Origin of the sequence: Autumnicola aciditolerans (assembly GCF_041679265.1) — a bacterium.
Lineage (GTDB): Bacteria > Bacteroidota > Bacteroidia > Flavobacteriales > Flavobacteriaceae > Autumnicola.
This window is the reverse complement of the sequence record NZ_JBGFSM010000006.1, coordinates 20,315-32,486: the sequence shown is the minus strand read 5'-3', so window position 1 is coordinate 32,486 and position 12,172 is coordinate 20,315. Positions and strand designations below refer to the sequence as shown.

Here is a 12,172-nt window from a genome sequence, read left to right as displayed (position 1 = left end):
TTTTAAACTTTTAAAGTTCCGAATTTTGACTGAGGTCATATAGTGGCAATTATGCACTACTTTTTCTTTTCTTTCTAGGTAATTTGACTTTTCAACCCCCAAAAGCTCTATTTTCTTAAATTTTCAACCATCCCTACTTAGAGATTTTATGTTGCTGACAGGAATAACTGAACATTTTATCGACTAAAATTTTAACATATTTTTATAACCTTGATTTTAACATTAATTTAACTTAAACGGAGGTTTTAATATTTTCTCTATTTTGAGTGGAAGAGATTCTTTTTAAAGTATTATTATCATATAAAATTGGATTTAATTGAAATATTATCAATTTAAAATCGATAATGTTAAAAATAATTCTGAATATTCAATAGCTATTTTTGAAGTAGATGAACCATATAAATGATGATTCAAAAAAAATTATACTTTTAATTTATAGAAATTTAACCAGCCAAAGTTCCCCAATGGTCGGATAATTTGCCCCCCGATAACTTTTGTATAATTAGTAAGTTCACCATGTGGCTTACTGCGGCGAAGCCGTGAAATTCCCAGAAGAAATCATTTAAAAATTTTAAAGCGTAAATTATGGAAATCAAAAATATTTGCTGTATAGGAGCTGGTTATGTAGGTGGACCAACTATGGCTGTTATAGCTCAAAAATGTCCTGATATTAAGGTTACTGTTGTAGATATCAACGAGAAGCGAATCGCTGCCTGGAATGATGATAATGTGAACAATATTCCTATTTATGAACCAGGCTTAGCACAAATTGTTTCTGAAGCCAGGGGAAGGAACCTGTTTTTTTCAACGGATGTAGATGCCGCTATAGATAAAGCAGAAATGATATTTATTTCTGTAAATACGCCTACAAAGACTTATGGCATAGGAAAAGGAATGGCAGCAGATCTAAAGTGGATAGAATTGTGTGCAAGGCAAATCGCTTCGGTAGCTAAAAATGATAAAATAATTATTGAAAAGTCCACTCTTCCGGTTCGCACTGCAGCGGCTCTTAAGGATATTTTGTACAATACAGGAAACGGTGTGAAATATCAAATCCTTTCTAATCCGGAATTCCTTGCAGAAGGAACAGCGGTTAAAGATCTTCTCAATCCGGACCGGGTTTTAGTTGGTGGAGATATAGATACAGAGGAAGGACGCCAAGCCGTGAAAGCATTGTGTGATGTCTACAGGCGCTGGGTTCCAGATAATCATATTTTAACTACCAATGTATGGTCTTCTGAACTTTCCAAATTAACAGCCAATGCTTTTCTGGCACAACGGGTATCAAGTATAAATGCGATGTCTCAACTATGTGAAAAAACGGGGGCAGATGTAAATGAAGTGGCCAAGGCATTGGGAATGGACTCCAGAATAGGATCAAAATTTCTCAAATCTTCAGTTGGATTTGGAGGCTCCTGCTTTCAAAAGGATATTTTGAACCTTGTTTATATAGCGAAATCCTTCGGACTAAATGAAGTAGCCGACTATTGGGAACAGGTGATTATTATGAACGATCATCAAAAAAGAAGATTTGCTGATAATATTATCAAAACCCTCTTTAATACAGTTTCAGGAAAGAAAATCGCAGTTTTAGGCTGGGCTTTTAAAAAGGATACCAACGATACCCGTGAATCTGCAGCCATTTATGTTGCTGATCACCTGCTAAACGAGGAAGCTGAAGTTGCTGTTTATGATCCCAAAGTTGAAGAGGCTCAAATTTACAGCGATTTAAATTATTTGGGAACCAGAAGCAAGGAAGCAAATCGTAAAAACAGTCAAGTTTATTCTGATCCATATGAGGCTTGTAAAGATGCTCATGCTATTGCCGTTCTTACAGAATGGGAAGAATTTGCGACTTATGACTGGGAAAAAATATATGACAATATGTTAAAACCAGCTTTTATATTTGATGGTCGTGATTTACTGGATATTCAGAAAATGATGAAGATTGGCTTCATCATAAAGAGCATTGGGAAACCTACTGAATTAAAAGTTCTTGCAGACAGCACTGCACTGGCGAGTTAAAAGTACACACGATCTTAAAAAGGCAGAGTACAGTTCTTTATATCCTGGGGGATTAAGCAAAAACATTTCTTTTTATGACAAATATTTCACACGTAATATTAACAGGGGGAGTGGGGAGTAGGCTTTGGCCTCTTTCCAGGCAGTCAAAACCCAAACAATATTTGGAAATCTTTTCTGAAAAATCGTTGTTTGAACTTGCTTTGGAAAGAAATCGCAGTTTATGCCATGAACTTATTGTAGTAGGCAATAGTGGCAACAGGGGGCTTTCAGAAAAAATTTTAGCTAAAACCAATTGTGAGGATTTTATAAATATAGTGGAAGCCACACCAAGAAATACTGCTCCTGCAATCGCTTTTGCAGCATTTGCCGCAAAGCCTCATGATATTTTGCTGGTAACTCCTGCAGATCATATTATAGAAGAGGGGGAGGCGTATACTACCGCAGTAAATCAAGCCGTTAAACTGGCGGAAGAAGATTTTCTGGTCACGTTTGGTATAAAGCCTCTTGTTGCCGAAACGGGTTATGGTTATATAGAATTTGATGGGAATAACGTAATTTCTTTTAGGGAGAAGCCCAAAAAGCAAGATGCACTGGATTATATCGCATCTGGAAATTTTCTTTGGAATAGCGGAATGTTTTGCTTTAAAGCCGGAGTTTTTTTGGCAGAATTAAAAAAATATGCACCTGAAGTTTATACAAGATCCTTCAATGCCTGGAGTACTGGTACTAATGGAGTTTTGGATTTTGAAGCATCAATGGAAATTCCTTCTATTAGTGTAGATTATGCGGTAATGGAAAAGAGCGATCGCATAAAGGTAATTCCTTCAAATTTTATGTGGAGTGACATGGGATCTTTTGAAGCCGTTTATGAATATTTTAGAGCAAAGGGTTATGCTATGGATGCCAACCAAAACATGCAAATTGGAGATGTGAAACCCACTTTTTTTGTGGGATTAAATAATTGTATTCTAATTTCTACACAAGACGCCAATCTTGTTGTTTCCAAATCTGCTTCCCAGGATGTAAAAGAGGTTTATACCTACCTGGAACAATATTATCCTGATCTTATCAGGTAATCATTGTTTGGATGTCTATTCTAATTTATGTTATCTAATAATAAATTTCTTACCAAACTATAAAATGAAAAGAATTTTAGTGACTGGTGGTGCGGGCTTTATTGGTTCCCACCTTTGCAAAAGGCTTCTTGATGAGGGGAATGAGGTGATATGCCTGGACAATTACTTCACCGGAAGCAAACAAAATATTATCGGGCTAATGGATAATCCTTATTTCGAATTGATTCGTCATGATGTTACCATTCCATTTATGATTGAAGTGGATGAAATTTACAATCTCGCCTGTCCGGCTTCTCCTGTACATTATCAATATAATGCTATTAAAACTATAAAGACTTCGGTAATGGGAGCTATAAATATGCTGGGGCTTGCCAAGAGAGTAAAAGCAAAGGTTCTGCAGGCCAGTACCAGTGAAATTTATGGTGACCCTGAAGTACATCCGCAAACCGAAAGCTACTGGGGGAATGTTAATCCTATTGGTCCCCGTTCCTGTTATGATGAAGGGAAAAGGTGTGCAGAGACTTTATTTATGGATTATCATCACCAAAATAATGTTGAGGTTAAAATTGTCCGGATTTTCAACACTTATGGTCCAAATATGAATCCTGATGATGGAAGAGTGGTTTCAAACTTCATAGTTCAGGCCCTTCGAGGAGAAGATATAACCATATTTGGTAATGGAAAACAAACCAGGAGTTTTCAATATGTAGACGATCTTGTTGAAGGAATGATAAGGCTAATGGCAACCTCAAATTTCACCGGTCCGGTAAATATTGGTAACCAAAATGAATTTACGATGTTAGAACTGGCAGAAATTGTACTGGAATTAACAGGTTCCTCTTCAAAATTAATTTTTAAGGACCTTCCAAGAGATGATCCTAAACAAAGACAGCCGGATATAAGCCTGGCCAGAAAAGAATTAAATGGCTGGGAACCCAGAATAGAACTCCGCGAAGGATTGTACAAAACTATTAAGTATTTTGATACACTCCTTGAACGAAATAAAAAAGTGCCAGACCAAATATTAAAATAAGTAAAATTAAGCAGCCCATAATGCCCAAAAATCTGCCTCTCCTTCCTACTACGTATAAACTTGATTCTAAACAAAATGAAAGTATCAATTATTACCGTAGTATTCAACAATGCAAATTATATTACAGATTGTATTGAATCCGTATTACATCAAACGTATCCTAATATTGAATATCTTGTAATTGACGGGGGTTCTACAGATGGAACCCAGCAAAAAATTCAACCTTTTTTGGACAAAATTGATTATTATATATCAGAAAAAGACAATGGATTATATGATGCCATAAATAAGGGTATAAAGAAGTCTACAGGAGATGTAATAGGAATTTTAAATTCCGATGATTTTTTCTACCACCTGGACACTATAGAAAAAGTGGTAGAGAGTTTTAATCGTTCCGGCGCAGATCTTCTTTATGGAAAGGGTCTTTTTGTTGATCAACAGAATACCCATGATGTGAAACGTATTTATCCCTCAAATCCTTTCAAAAAGAATTATTTGTTGTTCGGCTGGATTCCATTACATCCTACCATATATGTTCGAAGGGAAATTTATGAAAAGTACGGGCTATATGATCAACATTATAAAATCGCAGGAGATTATGAGATGTCTCTTCGTTGGTTTAAAAATGATAATATCAGGAAGAAGTATATCAATCAATGGATTGTGAAAATGAGATTGGGAGGTAAAAGCACCACGATGAAATTGCAGAAAAAGAAATCTTTGGAAGACATGGAAATTATTGAAAAACATAATCTTATGGGATTGTTTACTCTCTTCTTTAAGGTGGGAAGAAAAATACCTCACTATCTTATCCCCCAGTTAAGGGGCTTTAAAGCTTATTAATAATTCAGGCGTTACCAGATTCAGATAAACCGAAAACCAACAATTAACAAGATGAAAACAGCTTTTATAACCGGGGTAACAGGGCAGGATGGCGCCTACCTGAGTGAATTTCTCTTAAATAAAGGATACATTGTTCATGGCCTAAAAAGAAGAGCCTCTTTATTTAATACAGACAGGGTGGACCATCTTTATCAGGATCCACATGTAGAAAACAGGAACTTTATCCTGCATTACGGGGATATGACAGATAGCACCAATCTCATCAGGCTAATTCAGGAAATTCAGCCAGATGAAATTTATAACTTGGCAGCCATGAGCCATGTTCAGGTGTCTTTTGAAACTCCGGAGTACACGGGTAATGCAGACGGGCTAGGAACACTTCGTATCCTTGATGCAGTGAGACTATTGGGAATGGAAAAGAAAACCAGGATTTACCAGGCTTCCACCTCAGAATTGTACGGTAAGGTTCAGGAAGTCCCCCAGTCTGAAACTACTCCTTTTTATCCGCGCAGCCCTTATGCGGTAGCCAAAATGTATGGATACTGGATAACTGTAAATTACCGGGAAGCTTATAAAATGTTTGCCTGTAACGGGATACTTTTTAATCATGAATCTCCTTTAAGAGGAGAAACTTTTGTAACCCGTAAGATCACTCGTGCAGCGGCCAGAATTGCACTTGGACTGCAGGAGAAATTGTATCTGGGAAATCTTGATGCCCAAAGGGACTGGGGTCATGCAAGAGATTATGTGCGTATGATGTGGATGATCCTGCAGGCAGATCATGCTGAAGATTGGGTAATTGCAACAGGTAAAACCACTCCTGTTAGAGAATTTGTACAAATGGCTTTTGCTGAAGTGGGAATAGAACTTGAATTTTCTGGAAAAGGAATTGAAGAAAAGGCTTTCGTTAAATCCTGCTCCAATCCAGATTTTCAGATTGAGGAAGGGAAAGAGGTTTTAGCGGTAGACCCAAAATATTTCCGGCCTACTGAAGTTGATCTTTTAATAGGGGATGCCTCCAAAGCCAGAACAAAACTAGGATGGGTTCCAGAGTACGATCTACAGTCGTTGGTTCATGAAATGATGGAATGCGACGTAAAATTGATGAAAAAGGATAAGCATCTGCAAACCGGGGGTTATGAAACCTTCAATTACTATGAATAAGTTTTTCATATGCTTTTGGTGAATAGTAAAACCCGCGGATTACTATTCTATATAAAAAGATTTACAGCGAACGGTTAAGTATGCCATGGTGGCAATTTTGAAATCACTAGGTCTGCTAATAACCTAATGTTAAGACGCCTAAATATGCAAAAGTCTGTATTTATAATACCCATTTCGATTTTTATCCACCTGATGATAATCAATGGGTGCCTGTTTTTGTTTATTCCAGAAATATATTTAAATGTAAATAATATTTTTTACTATAACTTCTCATGGCTTATTATAACGTATAGTCTTAATTTTTATCCTACTGGAAGGAAAGAACGTTTTATGACTAATTTTCCAAAATTGCTTCAACTTTTTGTAGTATATGGATTAGCTTATTTTGCATTGTTAGGGGTCGTGCAACAGGAACAATATTCTTTTAATCATCATATTTCTGTGTACGTGATTATCATTTTATTGCTTTTTCTTTATCGCCTGATGTTTTATTGGATGCGCAGCAGGTACAGGCTCGAAGGCGGTAATTTTAGAAATGTAATGGTAGTGGGAAGGGATAAAAACCTCAAAAAAATCAGGAAGGTATTTGATGAACCAGATTTAGGCTACCGGTACTTGGGATATTTTGATAATATCCCTTCCACAAGCCCTACTTATTTAGGAACAATAGAGAATTGCTTTAAGTATGCGGTAAGTAATCAAGTAGATGAAATCTATTGTATGGTATCTAAACTTACCCATGATGAATTGAAAAACCTGATCACTTTTGCAGACAATAACTTAAAAAAGCTGAAAATTATTCCTGATAATAAAGAAATTTTTACAAGGGCAATGTCCATTGAACTATATGATAATGTTCCCGTCCTTAATATGAGAAGAACCCCTATAGAAGGACAATACGCACGTATTGTAAAAAGAACATTTGATCTGGTTTTCTCTTCTTTGGTAATTCTATTTCTTCTGTCCTGGATAACCCCTATCTTATATATCCTCATTAAGCTGGAATCTCCAGGTCCTCTTTACTTTAAACAAGAGCGAAACGGGGTAAATTGTAAAGTCTTTTGCTGTCATAAATTTAGGTCTATGACAGTAAGTTCTGATGCACATACTACTATGGCCACAAAAAATGATGCGAGGGTAACTAAAATTGGGAAGTTTTTACGCAAAACCAGTTTAGATGAACTACCTCAGTTTATAGATGTTTTTCTCGGACATATGAGTGTGGTAGGTCCAAGGCCGCATATGCAAAGGCATACCACAGAATATGGTTCTTCGGTAGATAAATATCTGGTTAGACATTTTGCTAAGCCGGGAATAACAGGTTTGGCTCAAATAAAAGGCTATCGTGGAGAAATTATTCAAAAAACAGATATTATTAATCGCGTACGCCTGGATATTTTTTATCTGGAAAAATGGTCGCTGCTTTTGGATTTAAGTATAATTTATCAAACGATCCTGAATGCAGTTAAAGGAGAGGAAAAAGCATATTGAATTATAATGATGCCTTTTCCTAGTAAGCTAATAAATAGAACAACCAACAATAACAATAACTATAAATAGAACTCAATTCTTATATGAATTCAAAAAGCCTGTTTTTCCTGATTTTACCTTTTATTTTTTCCTGTTCGGGATCCAGAAATCTTACTTATTTCAGCGATTTTTCAGACAAGGAAGTGGTCACAGTTGAAGATGTTCCCAATGTTATAAAGGAGCCCGTTATACAGCCTAATGATATTTTAAATATAAAAGTAACTAGCTTAAATCCTGAAGCAAATATTCCATTCAACAGAAACTCCTCAGGGAATAGTGAGGATGCATCAACCTCTGTTAATGATGGTTATCTTGTAGATAGTAATGGATATATTGATTTTCCTGTAGTTGGGGGTATTGAAGTCGCAGGTCTTACAAAATCGGCAGTTAAAGATAAACTCACTAATCTTCTTTCAAAGTATCTGGGAGATCCTATTATATCTGTAAGATACGCTAATTACCGCATTACAGTAATTGGAGAAGTCAACCACCCTTCTACTTTTATTATTCCTTCAGAAAGAATAAGCATTATAGAAGCCCTTGGAATGGCTGGAGATCTAACGGTATATGGAAAGAGGGATAATGTTTTAATAATTAAAGAATCACAAGGCGTCCGCCAGGCGGTAAGGCTCAATTTAAATACAAAAGAAGTTCTTAACTCTCCATATTATTATTTAGGTCCCAATGATGTAGTATATGTTGAACCTATTAAATCCAAAAAGGAGCAGGCTAGCTTAACCAGGAGCAATATTTCTCTAATCTTATCCCTTATCTCAGTAGGTTCGTTAATTCTGCTTAATTTAAATTAATATTATATAAATCGAATTGGTATGGTAGGAAAATCTGAAGGAAAAGATATCCAATCAGTTATTTCAAACTATTTGAAGTATTGGTACCTATTTTTAATAGGACTTTTTATATGCATTGGATTAGCATTTTGGTACCTGCGGTATAAGGCGGTGCCTGAATATAGAATTAGCAGTACCATTCTTTTAAAAGATAAAGATAAAGGAGAGGGAGCATCAGGGGGTGGAGAGTCTTTTGGAGATCTAGGACTAATTAAACCCTCCAGGAATATAGAAGATGAAATTGGCATTTTGCGTTCTGCAGGACTAATGGAGAAGGTGATCAGGCAAATGGACCTGCAGGTAAGATATTATGTAGAGGGGAAATTTGATGGTGTTGAAGTCTATTCTGGCAATCTTCCTATAAGCATAAGTGCGGCTGACTCTTCTTACCTGGAACCTCAAACTTTCCTAAGCGTAAGGATAAAAGATGATAACAGTTTTGTACTAGCCAAATTAAATGATGGACAGCCGGAAACCTTTATGGCCTATAAATTTGGAGAAATTATACAAAAACCATACGGTGTTTTTACTGTTAACCGCAATGAAGAAGTCCCTCTTTCTTCATTTAAAGAAAATATTTATGTGACTTTTAATAGCGTGGAAGGCCTTGCTGACTACTATAGCGGTAACCTTACTGTAGAACCGGTTAATGACAATGGAAGCCTTCTATCTTTAAGTTTAACCGATCCCTTTCCCGAAAGAGGAAAACGTATTATGGAGAATTTGATTAAAGCTTACACAGAAAAGTCAATTTTTTACCATAATCAGCTAGCCCATAATACTATCAATATGATAGATGAGCGTCTTGCAATGCTTACTGAAGAACTTAGCAGTGTAGAGAAAAATGTAGAAGATTATAAACAGCGAAATGAACTTACTAATGTAAGCTCTGATGCTGAACTTTATTTGCAGCGGGCAAGCCAGTCAAATCAGCAACTGGCAGATTATCAAACCCAGTTGGACGTTTTAAATTCTATCGAATCATATCTGGGACAACAGGGCGAGAATGCCCCCACAGTCCCCAGTACACTTAATATTGAAGATCCAACGCTTGTAAACCTAATTTCAAGATTAAATGAGCTCCAGTTAAGAAGAAGAAGTTTAATACGTACTACCCCAAAAGACAATCCACTTGTGGTGGAGATAGATCAGCAAATTAAAGATTTAAGAGCGAGCACATTAGAAAATCTTAGTAATATTAAAGATGGCTTAATCATCGCGCAAAGAAATTTAAGACAAAATTCGCAGCAATATGAATCACAGGTAAGAAAAGTGCCGGCTGCAGAGAGACAGCTTTTAGCTATTAACAGGGAACAGGGGACCAAACAGGAGCTTTACCTTTACCTTTTGCAAAAACGGGAGGAAGAAGCTTTGTCTCTGGCTGCCCCTATTTCAAACACCAGGATAGTAGATGCTCCAAGAGCAGGTGGGTATCCCGTAAGCCCTAATACAACTTCAGTATATCTTGGAGCAATTATTCTAGGTCTTTTCCTTCCATTCTCCATAGTTTATGTCAAGGAAAAAATAAATAACAAAGTACAGGAGCGTGAAGAGATAGAAGAGTACACCCACGTGCCGGTACTGGGGGAAATTGCCTATAATCAGGAGAAAGAGACCCTGGTTGCAAAGGAAAAGAATAATACTCCGGTAGCGGAGCTATTTAGGCTTATCAGGTTTAACCTTAAGTTTATTTCTGCCGGGAAAAAGAATAAAACCATTTTGATTACCTCCGGAAAGCAGGGTGAAGGAAAAACTTTTTTTAGTATAAACCTTGGAAGTAGCCTTGCCAGCTCCGGCAAAAAAGTGGTAGTCTTAAGTTTTGACCTTAGAGCACCAAAGCTAATGAAAGATATAGGCCTTTCTGATGATTTTGGAATAACTGATTTTCTTGTGGATGATGAGCTGCAAATAGAAAATTTGCTCATTTCTTCTCCAGAAATTGAAGGCTTGTATTTCATAGGCTCGGGAGCTATTCCTCCTAACGCCGGGGAATTGATGTTAAGCCCTAAGATAGAATATCTATTAAAGGAACTGGAACAAAGATTTGATTATGTGCTTATAGACTCCGCTCCAATTGGTAAAGTAGCAGATGCGTATGCTCTCGCTCCTTATGTAGATTCGAGTATTTATGTCATCAGACATAATTATACCAGGAAATCTGAACTTAAGATTATTGAAGATATATATCAAAAAAATAAACTCAATCGCCCTATGATTGTTCTTAATGGCATAAAATCTAAGGAAGCCTATGCTTATGGCTATGGGCATGCCCCCAATAAAGTATTAAATGCTGAACGCCGGGCAGCCATCCAGAACTAATTTTAAAGATTAAATTTTAAATAGATTTAATAATATCAACAAAAGATTGCGAGTTACAATAGAGCAAATCAGTCCATACTTTACCAAATCGGCACTTAAACCTATAGGGCAGGTTTTAGGTTCCCAAATGATAGGAAAAGCACTGGGGTTTGCAATAAGTATATTGCTGGTGCGTGAGCTGTCTAAAGCAGATTATGCTATTTATACCGTGTTACTTACTATACAGGGAATGCTTATACCCCTTTCCAATTCAGCAATATTCATCGGTTTTAAAAAGATTGGAGGAGAAATTTGGAGTGATACTTCAAAAATTTCGAGTCTTATTAGAACCGCCAAACATATTGCTCCCATAATTATTGGTATAGCTTTTCTATTGGTGGGCGGATATGCCGCATATATTTTATTTGAGCAAGAGGTAGAGATAAGCAGAATTATATGGTTTCTACTGTGCCTTCTCTTAATTGTAATACCAGAAGTTCAAACCGCCTTTCTTCGAACAGCCATGTTACTGCAAAAAGAAGTGTCTATTGTGCAAATCTCTGAACTTGTAGGTCATGTAGTTAGATTTATTGGTATTGCGGGAATTTTACTTTTTCTTAATCTGGATTACGTAATAGCAGTAATTTTCCTTATAACCAGTATAAGTGCCTGGTCTTCTTATATCTATGTTAAAAGAAAAGGTAAAGATTTAGGATTAGCGGAAGTCTCAGAGATCAATCCTGATTATAAGAAGACGCTTATTTATTACATCAGGTTAAATTGGCATAACTCGGCTTTTTTTGCTTTTAAAGGGCAAATTTCAATCTTCCTGTTAGGTGTTTTTGGTACAACAGATTCCCTTGCAGAGATAGGTGCACTGGCGCGGTTTTCATTGATCTTTACCATTATATCTGCTCTTTTTCACAATATCTACGCTCCCATGTTTGCGCGTAATAATAACTTAGAGAGGCTAAAAAAAATGTTTGTAGGCGCAATTATGGCTTCTTTAATTATATGCGGTATAGTGCTTTTGGCTGTTGCCTTTTTCCCTGAATTTTTCTTATGGATTTTGGGTGAAGGGTACCAGAATTTAGATTATGAACTTTTATTAATGATAATAGGGGGTTCAATAGGATTTATAATAGGAATTGTGCATAATGTAAATCTTAACAAAGGGTGGATTAAGTTTACTCCATTATTAGAAATACCAACGGATATTGGAGGGATTTTATTAGGAATATTTCTTTTCGATATTACTACCTTAACCGGTGTTTTATACATGGGTATCCTTTCAGGCTCAATAACCCTGCTATTATATTTATCCAATAGCATTGCAGGGCTTCAAAAAGTCTAAG

At 36.3% G+C, this 12,172-nt stretch carries 9 protein-coding genes; all 9 read left to right on the top strand.

The features are described from left to right. Positions 1-585 precede the first annotated feature (585 nt). The 9 genes from AB8M93_RS07570 (at position 586) to AB8M93_RS07530 (ending at position 12,171) form a co-directional block, all read left to right on the top strand. The gene (locus AB8M93_RS07570) at positions 586-2,025 is read left to right on the top strand and encodes a UDP-glucose 6-dehydrogenase (protein ID WP_373056972.1); all 1,440 of its coding nucleotides are present in this window, start codon (positions 586-588) and stop codon (positions 2,023-2,025) included. Between the two features lie 74 nt (positions 2,026-2,099). Continuing rightward, complete coding sequence (locus tag AB8M93_RS07565; RefSeq protein ID WP_373056971.1) at positions 2,100-3,101, top strand: mannose-1-phosphate guanylyltransferase; 1,002 nt, start codon at positions 2,100-2,102, stop codon at positions 3,099-3,101. Positions 3,102-3,165: 64 nt separating this feature from the next. Further along, a complete protein-coding gene (locus tag AB8M93_RS07560) occupies positions 3,166-4,134 on the top strand; it encodes a UDP-glucuronic acid decarboxylase family protein (protein WP_373056970.1) in 969 nt (322 codons plus the stop codon). Between the two features lie 75 nt (positions 4,135-4,209). After that, positions 4,210-4,977 carry a glycosyltransferase family 2 protein gene (locus AB8M93_RS07555; protein ID WP_373056969.1) on the top strand — a complete coding sequence of 256 codons (768 nt, stop codon included), beginning with the start codon at positions 4,210-4,212 and terminating at the stop codon, positions 4,975-4,977. A 51-nt stretch (positions 4,978-5,028) separates the two neighbouring features. Further along, positions 5,029-6,141 (top strand): GDP-mannose 4,6-dehydratase, encoded by a 1,113-nt coding sequence (gene gmd, locus AB8M93_RS07550; protein WP_373056968.1) that lies wholly within the window; start codon positions 5,029-5,031, stop codon positions 6,139-6,141. A 126-nt stretch (positions 6,142-6,267) separates the two neighbouring features. Then, positions 6,268-7,632: an exopolysaccharide biosynthesis polyprenyl glycosylphosphotransferase gene (locus AB8M93_RS07545; RefSeq protein ID WP_373056967.1), complete on the top strand. Its 1,365-nt coding sequence runs from the start codon at positions 6,268-6,270 to the stop codon at positions 7,630-7,632. Between the two features lie 83 nt (positions 7,633-7,715). Then, positions 7,716-8,480: a polysaccharide biosynthesis/export family protein gene (locus tag AB8M93_RS07540; protein ID WP_373056966.1), complete on the top strand. Its 765-nt coding sequence runs from the start codon at positions 7,716-7,718 to the stop codon at positions 8,478-8,480. 21 nt (positions 8,481-8,501) lie between these two features. Beyond that, the gene (locus AB8M93_RS07535; RefSeq protein WP_373056965.1) at positions 8,502-10,838 is read left to right on the top strand and encodes a GumC family protein; all 2,337 of its coding nucleotides are present in this window, start codon (positions 8,502-8,504) and stop codon (positions 10,836-10,838) included. Between the two features lie 46 nt (positions 10,839-10,884). Continuing rightward, complete coding sequence (locus AB8M93_RS07530) at positions 10,885-12,171, top strand: lipopolysaccharide biosynthesis protein (protein WP_373056964.1); 1,287 nt, start codon at positions 10,885-10,887, stop codon at positions 12,169-12,171. Position 12,172: the final 1 nt, after the last annotated feature.